Source organism: Methylobacterium sp. C25, assembly GCF_021352225.1.
GTDB lineage: Bacteria > Pseudomonadota > Alphaproteobacteria > Rhizobiales > Beijerinckiaceae > Methylobacterium.
Map to the genome: position 1 here is coordinate 445,576 of NZ_JAAUVI010000002.1, position 18,016 is coordinate 463,591.

General features: G+C 65.2%; 14 protein-coding genes and 1 tRNA gene. 6 read left to right on the forward strand and 9 right to left on the reverse strand.

Going from position 1 to position 18,016, the window contains the following annotated elements:
- Positions 1–2,160 (forward strand): xanthine dehydrogenase family protein molybdopterin-binding subunit, encoded by a 2,160-nt coding sequence (locus HCU64_RS08485; protein ID WP_233383393.1) that lies wholly within the window; start codon positions 1–3, stop codon positions 2,158–2,160.
- 4 nt (positions 2,161–2,164) lie between these two features.
- The gene (locus HCU64_RS08490) at positions 2,165–3,472 is read left to right on the forward strand and encodes a c-type cytochrome (protein ID WP_233383394.1); all 1,308 of its coding nucleotides are present in this window, start codon (positions 2,165–2,167) and stop codon (positions 3,470–3,472) included.
- A gap of 64 nt (positions 3,473–3,536) precedes the next feature.
- Here the strand turns inward: HCU64_RS08490 and HCU64_RS08495 are convergent, their stop codons facing one another.
- On the reverse strand, positions 3,537–6,731 hold the full coding sequence (locus tag HCU64_RS08495; protein ID WP_233383395.1) for an efflux RND transporter permease subunit: 3,195 nt from the start codon (positions 6,729–6,731) through the stop codon (positions 3,537–3,539).
- A 90-nt stretch (positions 6,732–6,821) separates the two neighbouring features.
- Complete coding sequence (locus HCU64_RS08500; protein ID WP_233383396.1) at positions 6,822–8,084, reverse strand: efflux RND transporter periplasmic adaptor subunit; 1,263 nt, start codon at positions 8,082–8,084, stop codon at positions 6,822–6,824.
- Positions 8,085–8,172: 88 nt separating this feature from the next.
- Between HCU64_RS08500 and HCU64_RS08505 the strand changes: the two genes are divergently transcribed.
- A complete protein-coding gene (locus HCU64_RS08505; RefSeq protein ID WP_233383397.1) occupies positions 8,173–8,772 on the forward strand; it encodes a TetR/AcrR family transcriptional regulator in 600 nt (199 codons plus the stop codon).
- A 27-nt stretch (positions 8,773–8,799) separates the two neighbouring features.
- Here the strand turns inward: HCU64_RS08505 and HCU64_RS08510 are convergent, their stop codons facing one another.
- Entirely contained in the window at positions 8,800–9,384 is a 585-nt protein-coding gene (locus HCU64_RS08510; RefSeq protein WP_233383398.1) for a TetR/AcrR family transcriptional regulator, read from the reverse strand.
- A 117-nt stretch (positions 9,385–9,501) separates the two neighbouring features.
- Here HCU64_RS08510 and HCU64_RS08515 point away from each other — a divergent pair, with 117 nt between their 5' ends.
- The 3 genes from HCU64_RS08515 to HCU64_RS08525 all read left to right on the forward strand — a co-directional run bounded on the left by HCU64_RS08515 (position 9,502) and on the right by HCU64_RS08525 (position 12,738).
- Complete coding sequence (locus HCU64_RS08515) at positions 9,502–10,464, forward strand: SDR family NAD(P)-dependent oxidoreductase (protein WP_233383399.1); 963 nt, start codon at positions 9,502–9,504, stop codon at positions 10,462–10,464.
- 25 nt (positions 10,465–10,489) lie between these two features.
- Positions 10,490–11,359 carry an SDR family oxidoreductase gene (locus tag HCU64_RS08520; RefSeq protein WP_233383400.1) on the forward strand — a complete coding sequence of 290 codons (870 nt, stop codon included), beginning with the start codon at positions 10,490–10,492 and terminating at the stop codon, positions 11,357–11,359.
- A gap of 338 nt (positions 11,360–11,697) precedes the next feature.
- A complete protein-coding gene (locus tag HCU64_RS08525) occupies positions 11,698–12,738 on the forward strand; it encodes an HD-GYP domain-containing protein (RefSeq protein ID WP_233383401.1) in 1,041 nt (346 codons plus the stop codon).
- A gap of 229 nt (positions 12,739–12,967) precedes the next feature.
- On the opposite strand, the gene HCU64_RS08530 is transcribed toward HCU64_RS08525, so the two are convergent.
- From HCU64_RS08530 to HCU64_RS08555, 6 genes are all read right to left on the reverse strand, one after another.
- A tRNA-Ile gene (locus HCU64_RS08530) sits at positions 12,968–13,043 on the reverse strand.
- A 99-nt stretch (positions 13,044–13,142) separates the two neighbouring features.
- Entirely contained in the window at positions 13,143–14,201 is a 1,059-nt protein-coding gene (locus HCU64_RS08535) for a sulfate/molybdate ABC transporter ATP-binding protein (protein WP_233383402.1), read from the reverse strand.
- The gene (gene cysW, locus HCU64_RS08540) at positions 14,185–15,084 is read right to left on the reverse strand and encodes a sulfate ABC transporter permease subunit CysW (RefSeq protein ID WP_233383403.1); all 900 of its coding nucleotides are present in this window, start codon (positions 15,082–15,084) and stop codon (positions 14,185–14,187) included. Before cysW ends, HCU64_RS08535 begins: the two co-directional genes overlap by 17 nt.
- A complete protein-coding gene (gene cysT, locus HCU64_RS08545) occupies positions 15,077–15,934 on the reverse strand; it encodes a sulfate ABC transporter permease subunit CysT (RefSeq protein ID WP_233383404.1) in 858 nt (285 codons plus the stop codon). The genes cysW and cysT overlap by 8 nt, the downstream gene beginning before the upstream one ends.
- A gap of 7 nt (positions 15,935–15,941) precedes the next feature.
- Positions 15,942–16,916: a sulfate ABC transporter substrate-binding protein gene (locus HCU64_RS08550; protein ID WP_233383665.1), complete on the reverse strand. Its 975-nt coding sequence runs from the start codon at positions 16,914–16,916 to the stop codon at positions 15,942–15,944.
- Between the two features lie 557 nt (positions 16,917–17,473).
- Positions 17,474–17,917 carry a DUF488 domain-containing protein gene (locus HCU64_RS08555; protein ID WP_233383405.1) on the reverse strand — a complete coding sequence of 148 codons (444 nt, stop codon included), beginning with the start codon at positions 17,915–17,917 and terminating at the stop codon, positions 17,474–17,476.
- Between the last annotated feature and the right edge of the window lie 99 nt (positions 17,918–18,016).

Here is an 18,016-nt window from a genome sequence, read left to right on the forward strand (position 1 = left end):
ATGAACAAGCCGCTCTCCGATCGCGATCTCGCGCCGCTCCATCGCCGTGGCTTCCTGACGGGCGTCGGCGCGCTCGTCGTCGCCACATCCATCCCGGCCGGATCGCGCATGGCGCGTGCTGCCGCTGCCGAGTTCGCTCCGAACGCCTTCATCCGCATCGCCGGTGACGGCAAGATCACCTTGATCATGCGCGACGTCGAGATGGGCCAGGGCATTTGGACCGGCGCATCGATGCTGCTCGCGGAAGAGCTCGACGTCGGCCTCGACCAGGTCACGCCCGAGTTCGCTCCGCCGGACGAGAAGCTCTACGCGAGCCCAGTGCTGATGACCCAGGCGACGGGCGGCTCGACCTCGATCCGCGGTGATTGGGAGCAGTTCCGCAAGACCGCCGCGATCACCCGCGCGGTGCTCGTCCAGGCCGCCGCCCAGCAATGGGGTGTCGAGACGGCCTCGTGCACGGTCGAACGCGGTACCGTCCACCATTCCGCGTCCGGACGCACGGCCTCCTACGGGTCGCTCGCTGCACTCGCGGCGACGCTGCCCTTGCCGTCAGATGCTCCCCTGAAGCCGAAGGAGACCTGGAAGCTCATCGGCACGCCGCAGAAGCGGCTCGACACGCCGACCAAGGTCAATGGCGGCACCGTCTACGGCATCGATGTCCAGGTGCCGGGGCAGAAGGTCGCCAGCGTGGCGATGTGCCCGGTGGTCGGCGGCAAGCTCCGAAAGGTCGACGACAGCGCCGCGAAGAAGATCAAGGGCGTCGTCGCAGTGCTCAAGCTCGGCAACGGCGTCGCCGTCGTCGGCGATCATTTCGGGGCCGCGCAGAAGGGGCTGGAAGCGCTGGACGTCGAGTGGGATCTCGGCCCCAATGCCCGGCTCTCGCAGGCGGACATCATCGAGGGCCATCGCGTCGCCTCTCGCGGCACAGGGATCGTCGCGAAGGCCGAGGGCGACGCTCCGGCCGCAATTGCCGGCGGGGCGATCAAGCTGGACGCTGTCTATCAACTCCCCTTCCTGTCCCACGCGCCGATGGAGCCGATCAACTGCACCGTCCATGTGAAGCCGGACGGTGTCGATGTCTGGTGCGGCACGCAGGTGCCCGGCCGAGCGCAGGACGAGGCGGCCAAGGCGGCCGGCGTCGAGAAGGCCAAGGTCACCATCCATAGCCACATGATCGGCGGCGGCTTCGGGAGGCGGCTCGAGGCCGAGTATGTCGGCATCGCGACGGCCCTGGCGAAGCAGGTCCCCTACCCGCTCAAAATGATCTGGTCCCGTGAGACCGACATCCAGCACGACCGGTACCGGCCCTACTACTACGATCAGGTCTCGGCCGGTCTCGATGCGAAGGGCCGCATCGTCGGCTGGACTCACAAGGTCACCGGATCGAGCGTGATGGCCCGCTGGGCGCCCCCCGGCATGAAGCCGAACGGTCTCGACCCCGACACCGTCGAATGCGCGGAGGAGACGCCTTACGACATCCCGGCGCATCACGTGTCCTGGGTACGCCACGAACCGCCGGGTGTGGTCACGGCTTGGTGGCGCGGCGTCGGTCCGGCCCACAACGTCTTCGTCGTCGAGGTGGTGATCGACGAGCTGGCGCATGCCGCCAAGCAGGACCCGGTCGCCTTCCGCAAGCCGCTCCTCGCCAAGAACCCGCGTTCGCTGAAGGTGCTGGAACTCGCGGCCGAGAAGGCCGGCTGGGGGACGCCCCTGCCCAAGGGCGTCGGCCGCGGCATCATGCTGGAGAACGCCTTCGGTTCGTTCCTCTCGGTCGTGTGCGAGGCGGAGGTCACGGAGGGCGGCGACGTCAGGCTGCGCCGGATCGTGGCCGCGCTCGATTGCGGACAGGTGATCAACCCCGATTCCGTCAAGGCGCAGATCGAGGGCGGTCTCGTCTTTGGTCTCACGGCGGCGCTCTACGGCGAGATCACGCTCGACAAGGGCCGGGTGCAGCAGGGGAACTTCAACACCTACCGGATGCTGCGCATGAACGAGACGCCGCCCATCGAGGTGCATCTCGTCGACAGCAGCGAGAAGCCCGGCGGTCTCGGCGAGACCGGGACGGCCGCGGCTTTCCCGGCGGTGGCCAACGCGGTCTTCGCCGCGAGTGGCCGGCGCGTGCGCACGCTGCCGATCCTCAGCAACGCGAAGGTGGGGTGACGCCGTGGCCCGACGCATCCTCAAGCCCCTCATCACGGCCGCATCGGTCGTCGCCCTCGCGGGCGCCGTCTTCGTGGGCTGGCGCCTCTACGACCGGGACCCCGAGATCTCGGCCCCGGACGTCGCCCACACCCCGGAGCTGATCGCCAGGGGCGACTACCTCGTGAAGGCCGCCGATTGCGCGGCCTGCCACGACACGCCCGGCGGCAAGCCCTTCGCGGGCGGTCGCGCCTTCACGCTGCCGTTCGGAACGATCTACTCGACAAACATCACCGCCGATCGCGAGACCGGCATCGGCACCTGGAGCGACGACGACTTCGTGCGCGCTCTGCACAAGGGTGTCGCGAAGGACGGGTCGCATCTCTACCCGGCCTTCCCCTACTCCTCGTATACGGGCTTGAGCCGCGACGACATCGTGGCGATGAAGGCCTATCTGTTCTCGCTGCCGAGCGTTCACGCCCCGGCGACGGCCAACTCGCTGGGCTTCCCCTTCAACCAGCGCTGGACGCTGGCTTTCTGGAACCTCGCCTTCCTCGACCAGAAGCGTTTTCTTCCGGAGCCGAAGGCGAGCGCGGTCGAGAACCGCGGCGAGTACCTCGCGACGGCGCTCGGCCATTGCGGCGAATGCCACACGCCGCGCAATGTCGGCTTCGCCATGGCGATGTCGAAGCAGTTCGGCGGCGCGATGCTGGAGGGCTGGCACGCCTACAACATCACCACCGACAAGGGTTACGGCATCGGCGACTGGAGCGACGAGCAGCTCACCGCATATCTGTCGACCGGCCACGCCCCCGGGCGCGGCTCGGCGGCGGGTCCCATGGCCGAGGTCATCGCCAACAGCCTGCAATACCTGAAGCCCGAGGACATCGCCGCCCTCGTCGCCTATCTCCGCCGCGTCGAGCCGAAGACCGGCAAGCCGGGCACCGAGGTCAATCCGGCCCCCGCGACGATGACCTCATCGGTCGCGTGGAAGCCCGGCTCGATCGACACCGGGAACCAGGCCGGCCAGCGCCTCTTCGAGGGCGCCTGCGCCTCCTGCCACCAGTGGAACGGCGGTGGCCGCCAGACGCACTACGCCTCACTCGCCGGCAGCCAGGCGGTGAACGATCCGGCGGGCACCAACCTCGTCCGCGTCATGCTGGAGGGCGCCGACCTCAAGACGAGCAAGGGGCGCGGCTACATGCCGAGTTTCGCCGACAGCTACAGCGATGCCGAACTCGCCTCGGTCGCAAACTACGTGATCGGTCATTTCGGTGGCAAGCCGGGCCAGGTGACCGCGGCGGCGGTTCGGGAGCGTCGGACTCCGCACTAGCGTCGATGTCGATCGGAAGCCCGAAAGCCGCGGCGGCGTCTGAGCCGCCGCGGACCCGTTCGAGCTACGCGGGCTCGGCGATATGATCGTGGGCGATCGGCGCCACGGTCGCTCCGTGGTGCTTCAGTGCCTTGTCGCCGCTCAGTCGACGCAGCAGCACGTAGAAGACCGGCGTCAGGAACAGGCCGAAGGCGGTGACACCGATCATGCCGGAGAACACGGCGACGCCCATGGCGTTGCGCATCTCCGCGCCGGCCCCCGTGGCCGTCACAAGCGGCAGCACGCCCATGATGAAGGCCATGGAGGTCATCAGGATCGGGCGCAGCCGCAGCCGGCTCGCCTCGATGGCGGCCTGAAGGGGCGTGCGGCCAGCGATCTCCAACTCGCGGGCGAATTCCACGATCAGGATCGCGTTCTTCGCCGACAGGCCCACGAGGACGATCAGGCCGATCTGCGTGAAGACGTTGTTGTCGCCGGCCGACAGCCAGACACCGAACATCGCCGCGAGCAGCCCCATCGGCACGATCATCAGGATCGCCAAGGGCAGCGCGAGGCTCTCGTACTGCGCGGCCAGCACGAGGAAGACTAGGATCAGCGCGAGCGGGAAGACCCAGATCCCGGAATTGCCGGCAATGAACTCCTGGTAGGTCAGGTCTGTCCACTCGAAGGCGAAGCCGCGCGGCAGAGTTTCCGCGGCGATGCGCGTCGCCGCCGCCTGGGCCTGTCCCGACGAGTAGCCGGGTGCGGCGCCGGCATTCACGTCGGCGGAAAGGAAGCCGTTGTAGCGCATGGCCCGCTCGGGACCGGCGGTCTGGCGGACGCGCAGCAGCGCCGAGAGCGGCACCATCTCGCCGGAGCCGGCCCGGACCTTGAGCAGACCGACATCGTCGGAGCGGGCCCGGAACGGTGCATCGGCCTGGACGCGTACCGAGTAGGTGCGGCCGAACTTGTTGAAGTCGTTGACGTAGAGCGAGCCGAGATAGATCTGCAGCGTGTCGAACACGTCGGTGACGGGGATGCGCAGCTGCCGCGCCTTGGTGCGGTCGATATCCGCGAAGAGCTGCGGCACGTTCATCTGGAAGCTGGAGAACAGGCCCGCGAGTTCCGGCGCCTGGCTGGCCTTGGCCATAAAGGCCTTGGTGGCGTCGTTCAGCGCCTCGTAGCCGAGACCGGCCCGATCCTCGATCTGCAGCTTGAAGCCGCCGATGGTCCCGAGGCCGTTGACGGGTGGCGGCGGGAACATCGCGATGAAGGCCTCGGGGATCGCCGCGTACTTCTTGTTCAGCGACATCGCGATGGCCGCCCCGCTCAACGCGGGACCCTTGCGCTCGTCGAAGGGCTTCAGCGTCGAGAACACGATTCCCGAGTTCGAGCTGTTGGTGAAGCCATTGATCGACAGGCCCGGGAAGGCGACGGCGCTCTCGACGCCCGGCTCCTTGAGGGCGATCTCGCTCATCTTGCGGATCACCTCCTCGGTCCGGTCGAGGGTCGCGCCGTCAGGCAGCTGCGCGAAGCCGACGAGGTATTGCTTGTCCTGGCCGGGCACGAAGCCGCCCGGGATCTGGCGGAACAGCACCACGGTCAGGCCGACGAGCCCTGCATAGAGCACCATCATCACCGCCCGGCGCGAAACGACGAAGCCGACGCCACGACCATAACCGTTCGACGCCGCACCGAAGGCCCTGTTGAATCGGCGGAAGAACCAGCCGAGCAGCGTGTCGAGGATCCGGGTCAGGCGGTCCTTCGGCGCGTGATGGTCCTTCAACAGCAGGGCCGAGAGGGCCGGCGACAGGGTCAGCGAGTTGATCGCCGAGATCACCGTCGAGATCGCGATGGTCAGGGCGAACTGCTTGTAGAACTGGCCCGTCAGCCCGCTGATGAAGGCGAGCGGCACGAACACGGCCACGAGGACCAGGGCGATGGCGATGATCGGCCCGGAGACCTCGCGCATGGCCTGATAGCTGGCCTCGCGCGGCGAGAGCCCGGCCTCGATGTTGCGCTCGACGTTCTCGACCACGACGATGGCGTCGTCGACGACGATGCCGATGGCGAGCACGAGTCCGAACAGGCTCAGCGCGTTGATCGAGAACCCGAAGACATGCATCACCGCGAAGGTGCCGACGATCGAGACTGGCACGGCGAGCAGCGGGATGATCGAAGCCCGCCACGTCTGCAGGAACAGGATCACCACGAGGACGACGAGGGCGATCGCTTCCAGCAGCGTATGGATCACCGCCTCGATGGAGGCCCGCACGAACTGCGTCGGATCGTAGACGATCTGGTAGTCGACGCCCTCGGGCATGTTCTTCTTGATCTCGGCCATGGTCCGGCGGACCTCGTCCGAGATTTGGATCGCGTTCGAACCCGGCGACTGCGAGATCGGGATCGCGACGGCCGACTTGTTGTCGAGGAGCGAGCGGAGCGCATAGTCCGAGGCGCCGAGTTCGATCCGGGCAACGTCACGCAGGCGGGTGATCTCGCCATCCGCGCCGGTCTTCACGACGATGTCGCCGAACTGCTCCTCGCTGTTGAGGCGCCCTTCGGCATTGAGGGAGAGCTGCAAGTCGAGGCCCGGGACAGCCGGCGACGAGCCGATCACGCCGGCCGCGGCCTCGACGTTCTGGGCCTGGATCTCGCGCACGACGTCGCCGGCTGACAGGCCATGCTCGGCCACCTTCTGCGGGTCGAGCCAGATGCGCATCGAATAGTCACCGGAGCCGAAGAGCTGGACCTGCCCGACGCCGTCGAGCCGGGCGAGCCGGTCCTTGATGTTCAGCACCGCGTAGTTGCGCAGGTAAGTCATGTCGTAGCGCCCGTTGGGCGAGACGAGGTGCACGACCATGGTCAGGTCGGGCGAAGACTTCACCGTGACGATGCCGAGCTGACGCACCACGGCAGGCAACCGCGGCTCGGCCTGCGAGACACGGTTCTGGACGAGCTGTTGCGCCTTGTCGGGATCGGTGCCGAGCTTGAACGTCACCGTCAGCGTCATGATGCCGTCGGTCGTGGCCTGGCTCGACATGTAGAGCATGCCTTCGACGCCGTTGATCTGCTCCTCGATCGGCGTTGCCACGGTCTCGACGATGACCTTCGGATTGGCGCCGGGGAAGGTCGCGCGCACGACCACCGAGGGCGGCACCACGTCCGGATACTCGGAGATCGGCATCGCGAAGAGCGAGAGCAGGCCGCCGATGAAGATCAGCACGGACAGGACGCCGGCGAAGATCGGGCGGTCGATGAAGAACTTGGAGAGGTTCATGCCGCCCTCCGCGGGCGAATAGAGACGAAGGGAGAGAGGGCGGCCGCGTTGCGGCTGCCTGGGAGATCAATGAGGTGAGTAGGGCGGGTGCTAGCCGGGGTCGGCGTTCGCGAGCTTGCGCGTGGCCTGGCCCTCGGGGCGCAGGCCCATGGCGACGTCCTCGGGCTTGACGAGGCTGCCCGGACGAACGCGCTGCAACCCGTTGACCACGATCCGCTCGCCGCCGGAGAGCCCCGCGGTCACGACGCGTAGCCCGTCGACGGCGCGGCCGAGGGTGATGGCGCGGAACTCGGCGCGGCTGTCTGCGCCGACCACGAGGACGAACTTCTTGTCCTGGTCGGTGCCGATGGCGCGCTCATCGACGAGTACCAGCTTCTCCGGCACTGCCTGGCCGAGCCGCATGCGAGCGAACTGGCCCGGGATCAGGCGCCCATCGCCATTCGCGAACGTCGCGCGGACCCGGACCGTACCGCTATGCGCGTCGACCTTGTTGTCGATGAACTGGAGGTGGCCCCGCGAGGTGACGCCATCGGACGTGACCATCTCGACCGGGATGCGATCGAGCCGGCCGCGACCACCCTTCGGCTCAGCGATCGACGCGAGAGCCTTCAGCACGATCGTCTCGTTGGCATCGAAGCCCGCGTAAACGGGATCGACGGAGACGAGGGTCGTCAGGACGGCGCCGGCCGCTCCAGCCGTCACCAGATTGCCGGGCGTGATTTCGCGGCGTCCGACACGGCCGCCGACGGCGGCGCGGACCTGCGTGTATCCGAGGTTCAGCCGGGCCGTTTCCAGGGCGGCCTTGGCGCCGTCGAGGGCGGCTTTCGCTTCCTTGAACGCGTTGGCACGCACGTCGAGATCCCGAACCGTGACGATGGCCTGATCCGACAGTCGCCTGCCGCGCTCCAGGTCGCTCGTCGTCAGGGAGACGCGCGCCTCTGCACTGGCCACCTGCGCCTCCAGGCGCTGGACCTCGGCGGCGTAGGGCGCGGGATCAATCGTCACCAGCAGGTCGCCGGGCTTGACCAGCTCACCTTCGGCGAAATGCGTGGACTGGACCGCGCCGCCGACCCGCGCGCGTACATCGATGCGGTCGACCGCTTCGAGGCGACCCGAGAACTCGTCCCACAGCACGACGTCGCGCGGCTCCACCGTAGCGACGGCGGCGGTGACGGCCTGCTCCGCCGGCGCCGGCGCAGCAACGGCCTCGGCGCGGTGGAACATCGAAGGCGGTACGAGGCGATACGACGCGCTCGCAAGGAGCACGGCCACCATTCCGACCCCGGCGCTGCGTCGGAAGAAGAAGCGCGATAGGGATGGCGCACGATCAGGGTTCACGACCGACTCCGACATATGTACAGTTCGCTACACATGTCGGCATAGACGTTGGCCGTCAAGATGCTTATTTATCGTTCGATAAAGAAATTGGAGCCCGCAGACAATGGTGATGGGGAGGCCACGGTCCTTCTGCACCGACAAGGCACTCGACGAGGCGATGGAGGTGTTCTGGCGCCACGGCTACGACGGCTCGAGCCTTGCCATGCTCACCAAGGCCATGGGTATCAAGCCTCCGAGCCTGTACGCCGCCTTCGGTAGCAAGGAAGGTCTGCTCAAGGCTGCGCTCGATCGCTACGCCCAGCGGCGCTCCGAACACATGGGCTACGTGCTGGCCGGCGAAACGGCCCGGGACGTTGCCGAGCGGTTCCTCTTAAGCATTGCGGAAAGCCACACCGATCCGGCCAATCCCCCCGGTTGCCTTCTCGTCCAGGGCGGCCTCGCGTGTGGCGAAGGCTCTGAGAGCATCCCCTTCGAACTCGCGGCAAAGCGCGCGGAGACCGAGCGGGATCTCAAGGAACGCTTCGTCCTCGCCAAGCAGACCGGCGATCTCTCCGAGGATTCAGATCCGTCGGCCTTGGCGCGGTTTCTCTCGACCGTCGCCTCGGGAATGGGGGTCCTTGCATCATCCGGCGCCGACCGCGAGGCGCTTCGCGAGGTTGCACGAGTCTCGATTCGCGCGTTCTCCAGAACTCCGGTTGCCTGAGCTCGTAGATCGAAAAAGGAGTGATCGTCACCGGCTCGTGCGAAGGCCTTCGAGCAGCACATCGACCATCACGACGGCCGACCGCTTCCAGTTCTCGGCGGGGCTCATGTTCGCGATGCCAGCGATCGCGCGCAAAAGATCGAGCGGCTCCATGTCCATCCGGATTTGGCCTGTTTGGACGGCTGCGGCCACCAGCGTGCCGAGAGCTGCTCTGACCTTTGCGGACGACTCGCCGTAGAGCGCATCCGTTCCGCCGATCAGCGTCTTCAGCGCGTCCGACATGCCCTGCTTGGACTCGAGATACTCGACGAAGAGCATGAGCCATTCGCGCAGTGCGGCGACCGGCTCCAATTCTCTCGACAACCGCTCAGCGCCCGACAGCAGGGCTTCCGTCTCTTGCCGGTAGACGGCCTCGACGAGGGCGTCACGCGTCGGGAAGTGCCGATAGAGCGTGCCGATCCCGAGTTCGGCGTCCCGGGAGATCTGATCCAGGCTCGCCGAGGCGCCCTTCTCGGCGAAGGCGCGCTTGGCGGCCTCGATCAGGCGGAGCCGGTTTCGCTCGCCATCTGCGCGCAGCTTGCGCGTCGGGCTCTGCCCCTCGAGATCGGTCACGCGACAGCCATGGCTTGAAAGCGGAGATATCCTCCGTATATTAATCGGAGCCACCCTCCGTATAACATGAGAGTCGGTGGCAGATACCTGCCCAACACCTCGCGGGACCTGCATCCGATGACAACAGCGTTCAATGCAAAATCCACGGCGGACGACGTGCTGGCGGGGATTGATCTGACCGGGAAGCGGGTTCTGGTCACCGGCGTATCCGCCGGGCTCGGAGTGGAGACCGCGCGCGCCCTTTCCGCCCACGGGGCGGAAGTGATCGGCGCTGCGCGTGATCTCCAAAAGGCGTCTCGGGCGCTTGCCGAGGCTGGGGCCGGCGACGTCTCGACCATCACGCTCGATCTCGCGTCGCTGGCAAGCGTCAGAACCTGTGCCGATGTCCTGCTCGCCGACGGACGCACCTTCGACCTCGTGATCTGTAATGCCGGCGTGATGGCGCCGCCGCTCGGTCATACTGAGGACGGCTTCGAGATGCAGCTCGGCACCAACCATCTCGGCCACTTCGTGCTCGTCAACCGCATCGCGCAACTGCTTCGCTCCGGCAGCCGCGTGATCAGCCTATCTTCCGCTGGCCATCGCTACAGCGACGTCGATCTCGACGATCCGAATTTCGAGCGCACGACCTACGACCCGTGGGTCGGATACGGTCGCTCGAAGACCGCCAACATCCTCTTCTCGGTGGAACTCGACCGGCGTCGCAGGGTGCAGGGCATCCGGGCGGCAGCGGTTCATCCCGGTGGAATCGCCACGGAACTGGGACGTCACGCCTTCGCCGAGCCTGGCGCGCTGCAGAAGCGCCTCGACGAACTCAATGTCGAGCGCGCCGAGATCGGAGCGCCACCCTTCGAGATGAAGAGCGTGCCTCAGGGCGCAGCTACTTCGGTCTGGGCAGGCGTAGTCGCATCGGCGGACGAGATCGGCGGTCGCTACTGCGAAGATTGCCATGTCTCGCCGCTGCTCACGGGCGATCCGTCGAACGCGATGACCGAGGGCGTGCGGGGCTATGCGCTCGATCCCGAGAGCGCTGCGGCGCTCTGGGCGAAGAGCGAAGAACTCGTCGGCGAGCGCTTCTGATCGGCTGGCATCGAGGACAGCAGCCATGAAGACATGGTTCATAACCGGCATCAGCACCGGCTTCGGCCGGATCATGACAGAGCGATTGCTGGCCTCGGGTGACCGCGTTGCGGGAACCCTGCGCGACCGGGCCGTCCTCGGTGATCTAGAGGCACGGCATGGCGACCGATTGTGGCTCAGCACGCTCGACCTCACCGATACGGCCGCCATCCGCAACGTCGTCGATGCGGCATGGATGGCGATGGGACGCATCGACGTTGTGGTCAGCAATGCCGGCTATGGCCTGATGGGCGCGGCCGAAGAACTGACCGACGACCAGATCCGTCACCAGCTCGACACCAATCTGCTCGGCTCGATCCAGCTCGTTCGAGCCGCGCTGCCGCATTTGCGTCAGCAGGGCGGTGGCCGCATCCTGCAGCTATCGAGCATGGGTGGACAGGTCGCGTTTCCGGGCGGCTCGCTTTACCACGCGACCAAATGGGGCATCGAGGGCTTTATAGAGGCCGTCGCGCAAGAGGTAGCGGTCTTTGGGATCGGCTGCACCATCGTTCAGCCGGGTGGCGCGCGCACCGATTTCCGCAGCCGCAGCGTAGCGATAGGCCCCATCAACCGTGCCTACGAGGCCTCACCCTCACGCATGATCAATCGCGTGCTAGAAGACAGGACGATCCTGTCGCCGGGTGATCCCTTGAAGATGGTCGAGGCGATGATCGGGAGTGTCTCCCAGAACCCTGCGCCGCTTCGGCTAACGCTTGGCAAGGATGCGTTCACCTTGATCGAGCGGGCCTTGTCCACCCGGCTCACGGCTCTACGGACGCAAAGCGAACTCGCGTGCTCGACGGACGTGGCCGGTGAACCTAGCGGCGCGCCCTGGTTCGATCGAATAGACAGCTAAGATAGCCATTGTCGGTGACTTGCTGCCCCCTCCCGCTTTTGAGCGTGGATATGGACAGACAGATATCGGTCGCCTGGCACCCATTGGCCGGAAGTGGAAATTTTGCTCTCGGATTGTGGTTGCCCGAGCGACCGTTCCCGGGGAGATGCTGCCACGATCTTGCGGCTCTTGATCCGATCAAGCTGATCCACCTTCCGCCGAGTCTGCGCCAGTATTTTTGATACATTTTATTAACTAAGCAGGTAAACCTGAGGGTATAAGTTTTGTGAAATAAGTTTCTACCTGTTGGAACACTGGCGGATGCGCGTTGGATCGCGCATTCACACGGCTTGCTCAAAATGGCCATTGTATTGATCACGGACAATGTGAGGCGAAGCAGGCCGCTGATTGAAGCGTTGCAAAACCTTGGCGATTGCCGCGTCGTACAACTTGATGTCGACTGGAACAAGCAAGCGCCCGCTACGGCCATCGTTGCCGATTGCGACTTTACAGATCTGTCTGTTGCCCGTTGCCTCAAATCGTTGAAGGACCGGCAGGACATCACTCAAAAGGTGCTTGGGATCGCCTACAGAAACTCAAACAAGGCTCTGCAAACGGCAATGGCTCTCGGCCTCGACGCCTGCATTCCGTTCTACACCGAGCCGCACGTCGTAGTGGCCGCAGTCCAGAATCTGATCAATCCAAACGATGGCGATCTCAATGCGGCAATGCGTCGATGCGCCAACAAGGCAGCGACTGCGGTTGGGCAATTGTTCGAGTCAGCCGGCACAAGAGGAAGAATAGATCTCACAGCGGTAGACGATTCCGTCGATCCCATCCTCACCGCGCTCGAGGATGGCGGCTTAGCCCGGTGGCTCAACGCAATAGAGGCGCATGATAAGGCAACCTATCAGCACAGCCTGAGGGTGGCTGGGCTTTCCGCGCAATTCGCGACCTATGTTGGCTTTCCGGATGCGCAAAGGCGACGATTGGTTCGGGCTGCGCTGGTCCACGATCTAGGCAAGTCGCAGATCCCGCGAGAATTGTTGCTGAAAAGGGGCTCGCTGAACGCGGACGAGCTAGCGATCATGCGGACGCACACGACGCTCGGCTACGACGTTCTTCGGGCAAGCAGCGACGCCGATTCCGCGATGCTGGACGCCGTGAGGCATCATCATGAGCTTCTGGACGGAAGCGGATATCCAGATGGCCTGTCCGGCGACGGAATCAGCGACATCGTCCGGCTCTTGACGATATGCGACATCTATTCGGCCCTGACCGAACGTCGCTCTTACAAGCCTGCCATGGCATCCGATGAGGCGGTCAAAGTCCTCCAAGGAATGACAGGCAAAGTCGAACCGCGGTTCGTCCGGGCTCTCGACCGATCACTGGCTGCTTAAGATCAGGTGGTCGGCATTTGCGGCCTCGGCACTGCGTTTGATCGCGGATCGTTGACAGACGGGACGCCACCTAGGCGGCGCTATCGGCTTCAGCTCAAGCCACCGCTATCGGAGCGTCCCGCTCGCTCCACTCAAGATCGGTATGCCGAACGAACTCGCTCACGCACCCAGACGGCCCGAGCCGAAGTCTCTCGCGAGAACAGAAACAAGAATGTTTGGGGAAAACGCGTGGTGGGCCCGGCAGGACTCGAACCTGCAACCAGACCGTTATGAGCGGTCGGCTCTAACCATTGAGCTACAGGCCCAGCAGCACGAAGGCCTCTCCTAGCCGTTGGTGCAGCGCGCGTCATCCCGGATTTTTGCCCCGGCGTGACGGCCGGGGGGCAACTCCCGGCCGCTCTCAATCAATTTGCGAAGACGTAGCCGCTGTTGATCTTCAAGCCGACGGGATGGCCTGCATCCAAGCGAGCGTTGTCCGAGGCCTCGACCACCAGAAGTTTGCCGCCAGGGCGATCGACCTCGATACGCTGACGGCCCTGAGCCCGATAGGACGAGCGGACAAAGCCGTTGAGATGCGCGTGTTCCTCGTCGGCGAACTGAAGTTGCCAAGGTCGGACGTAGAGCTTGACCGGGCCGACTGCCGAGGCCGGTGCCGAGACGGGGGTCTCGCGGCCGTTGACGTGAACGCGCCCGTTCTGGGCGATGGCCTCGACCTCGATCGTGTCGCCGAGGAACTTCAGCACCGTCGGCGAGGCTGGGTGCTCCTGGACCTCGTCGGGCGTGCCGATCTGCTCCAGGCGCCCCTTGTCGAGCACCGCGACGCGGTCGGAGAGCTCCAGTGCCTCGTCCTGGTCGTGGGTCACGAAGATCGTGGTCTGGCCGGTGCGGTCGTGGATCTCGCGCAACCAACGGCGCAGGTCCTTCCGGACCTGGGCATCGAGAGCGCCGAAGGGCTCGTCGAGCAGCAGCACACGCGGCTCGACAGCGAGCGCACGGGCGAGCGCGATGCGCTGGCGCTGGCCGCCGGAGAGTTGCGAGGGATAGCGGTCGCCGAAATTCGACAGCTTGATCAGATCGAGCAGGTCGCCGACCCGCTTCTTGATCTCGGCCTTGGCCGGCCGTTCGGATCGCTTCCGGGCGTTGAGGCCGTAGGCGATGTTGTCGGCCACCGTCAGGTGCTTGAACAGGGCATAGTGCTGGAACACGAAGCCGACCGCGCGCTCCTGGACGGGCAAACGCGTGGCATCGTCTCCGCCGAAGATGATGCGCCCGGCATCTGGTCGATCGAGCCCTGCGATGATGCGCAGGAGCGTCGTCTTGCCCGAGCCCGAGGGGCCGAGAAGGCCGAGCAATTCGCCTGCCCTAACGTCGAGTGAGAGGTCGTGCAGGACGGCGGCCGTGTCGAAGGTCTTGGAGATCGCCTCGACGCGGATCGCCGTAGAACCGCTAGTGGCGGCGTGCACCCGCCGCGATGTCGTCGGCGTAGCGCCACTCGAGGAGAGACTTGATGACGAGGGTGACAAGAGCGAGGCCGGCAAGGAGGGAGGCGACGGCGAAAGAGGCAACGAAGTTGTACTCATTGTAGAGAATCTCCACGTGCAGCGGGAGTGTGTTGGTCAGGCCGCGGATATGGCCGGAAACGACGGAGACGGCGCCGAACTCGCCCATGGCGCGGGCGTTACAGAGCAGCACCGCGTAGAGCAGGCCCCAGCGGATGTTGGGCAGCGTGACCGTCCGGAAGGCGTGCCAGCCGGAGGCGCCGAGCGTCAGCGCCGCTTCCTCCTCGACCGTGCCCTGTTCCTGCATCAGCGGGATGAGTTGGCGAGCGACGAAGGGAAAGGTCACGAAAATCGTGGCGAGCACGATGCCAGGCACCGCGAAGATGATCTGGATGTCGTGCTCGATGAGCCAGGGGCCGATGAGACCCTGTGACCCGAAAACCAGCACGTAGATAAGCCCCGAGACCACGGGCGAGACCGAGAACGGCAGATCGATCAAGGTCACGAGCAGGTCGCGGCCCCAGAACTGGAACTTGGCGATCGCCCAGGCCGCCGCCACACCGAACACGACGTTGAACGGCACCGCGATGGCCGCCGTGATCAGGGTCAGCTTGATTGCCGCATGGGCGTCGGGCTCCTTGAAGGCGGCGAGATAGGCATCCAGCCCCTTGGCGAAGGCCTGAACGAAGACCGTCACCAGTGGCAGGACCAGGAACAAGGCCAGGAAGGCAATCGCCACCGCTATGAGGAGCACGCGGACCCAGCCCGTCTCGGTGACGACGCTTGCCGGAGGACGCAGCCCGGATTCGGCAACTGGGAAATCGGATGGAGTGATCGCCTCAGACATAGCCGAACCTCCGCCGGCTCCAGGCCTGGATCAGGTTGATGAGAAGCAGCACTGCGAACGAGATCGCGAGCATGATGGTCGCGATGGCGCAGGCGCCCGCATAGTCGAACTCCGAGAGCTTGATCACGATCAAGAGCGGCGCGATCTCGGAGACGTAAGGCAGGTTGCCGGCGATGAAGATGATCGAGCCGTACTCGCCGACGCCCCGGGCGAAGGCGAGAGCGAAGCCTGTCAGCACGGCCGGGATCAGCGGTGGCAGTACCACCTTGGTCAGGGTGCCGAGCCGGGTCGAGCCGAGGATGGCCGAGGCCTCCTCGACCTCTTTGTCGATCTCGGCGATCAGCGGCTGCACCGTACGAACGGCAAAGGGCAAGCCGATGAACACCATGGCGATGAAAATGCCCACCGGCGTGTAGGCCGCCTCGATTCCGACCTTGGCGAGTTGCTCGCCGACGAGACCATTTGGCGCGTAGAGCGAGGCGAGCGCGATACCGGCGACCGCTGTCGGCAGTGCGAAGGGAAGGTCGACGACGGCATCGATGACCCGTCGGCCTGGGAAGTCGTAGCGGGTCAGCACCCAGGCGACGATGCTGCCGAACAGCGATGCCGTCAGCGCAGCAAGCAACGAGACGCCGAAGCTCACGCGCAGCGCGCTGAACACGCGTGGGTCGGTGGCGACGCCCCAGATTCCGGAAAAGCCGAGGCCCGATGCACGGGCCACGAGGGCTGCGAGCGGCAGCAGGACGACCAGGGACAGGACGGTGAGGGTGTAGCCCAGCGTGAGCCCAAAACCGGGGATGACGCTGGGCTGACGAAACCGCCGCCTCGGACGAGGGGATGAGACGGCCATGGCTGCCTCAGTGACCCTGTTTGCCGAGCTGGTCGAACAGGCCGCCGTTGTCGAAATTCTTCTTCTGGATGTCGTCCCAGTTGCCCTGGAAGTCCTCGATCTTGAAGAGCTTGATTTCCGGCAGAAGCGCGAGGTCTTCCGTTTTGGCGGCCTCCCGCTTGATCGGGCGGTAATGATGCTTGGCGAAGATCGCCTGCGCCTTGTCCGAGTAGAGGAACTGTAGATAGGCCTCGGCCTGCTTGCGGGTGCCCTTCTTGTCGACATTGGCGTCGACGATGGCGACCGGCGGCTCGGCATAGATCGAGCTCGGCGGGACGACGACGTCGAACTTGTCACGCCCGAACTCGTCGAACACGAGGAAGGCCTCGTTCTCCCAGGTCGGCAGCACGTCGCCGAGGCCGCGCTGGGCGAAGGTCACGGTCGAGCCGCGAGCGCCCGTGTCGAGCACCGGGACGTTCTTGTAGACCTGACCGACGAAGGCGTTGGCCTTCTCGGCATCCTTGGCGTTCTGCTCGTAGGCGTAGCCCCAGGCGGCGAGGAAGTTCCAGCGGCCGCCCGCGGAGGTCTTGGGGTTCGGGGTGATCACCTTGACGTCCGGCTTCACCAGGTCGCCCCAGTCTTTGATGCCCTTCGGGTTGCCCTTGCGGACCAGGAACACCACGGTCGAGGTGTAGGGTAGCGCGCCGTTCGGCTGCTTGCTGCGCCAATCGGGATCGATCTTCTTCGAGAGCTTGGAGATCGAGTCGATGTCGGAGGGGATGCCGAGGGTGACGACGTCGGCCGGGATGCCGTCGATCACTGTTCGGGCCTGGGCACCGGAGCCGCCATGGGCGGCGCGCACCGTGATTGTCTCGCCGGTCTTGGCCTTCCACTCCTCGGAGAAGGCCGCGTTGATGTCTTTGTAGAGCTCGCGCGTCGGATCATACGAGACGTTGAGCAATTCGGTCTGGGCACGAAGCGCAGAGACGGACGTCAGGCCCATTGCGGCGCTGGCGGCAACGATCAGAGCAGATCGCCGCATCCCGAAAAACGTGGTCTGTCCGTGGTGTCGGGACATCGGCATAGGCAGCCCTGCATTTACAAAAGCAATTCGGCGCCGGCGGCATCCGAGAGGCTTCTTGTCGTTCCATAAAACGAACGATGTCAAGTCTAGGGCTGCGGATTCCCGATGCGGATTAGTATTTGTCGATATAGTTCTTGCTCGAAGAGTGCATCTATTTGGCCCGAAACAGAGCGAAACTTCTTCAGCAACTACCTGGCGCGCGGTGAATTTTCTCCCGGGCTGGCGTTCGGTAAAAAGAATTTATGAATCCGCTGGAGAGGGTCCTGTCGTCGTGCGATCTCCCGACGACGCAGGCTACTACGCGGCTTAACGCTTCATTCACCGTGAATCGGCGAGGCTGAGGAATGGTCGCGCTTACCGCCATTGCTGGCTTGCTGGTGCTGGGTGTTACCCTGGCCTGCGGAGCCCAGTGGGTCGCAATCAGCGACGCTAACCGCCAATGCGGCGGTTACTGGTAGCGCTCCGGATTCCCCGGCTCAGCCGAACAGATCCACCGTTGTGAAGCCTTTCGCGGCCAGCCGCTCGGTCAGTATTCTGCGGTGGCAAAGTGCGGGATCACGCTCGAAGCAGAGCAGGCAGATTGGTGACGTGCCCGCCAGCTCAGCGAGTGTGTCGAGGGCGAGGCCGCCATCGGCAGTGTCGAGCACCTCCTCGCAGTAGATTTTGCGCATCAGAGCCGCGTCGTGCGCGCGGGCCGCCTGGCGCCCGGCTTTCGGCGTTCCCAGGCCGCGAAGATGATCGTAGCCGAGGCCAGCTTCCTCGAGACTCGTCTTCAGCGCGCCCTTGGAGAATCCGCGCTTGCGTGAGTTAGCGACGGCTCGCACGTCGACGAGCCGGGCCACACCCGCGTCCTTGAGCGCGCCGGTCAGCCTCTCGGGATCAAGGCCTTCGTAGCCGATGGTAAACAGGATCTTGGCCATATCGTCCTCAACGAAACGCCAGAAGTCTCAAGATGTTGATGGTGCCGGCGGCACCCGATGCCGCCGGCATGTGGCTGTTCCGCCACTGGTGTCGAGAAA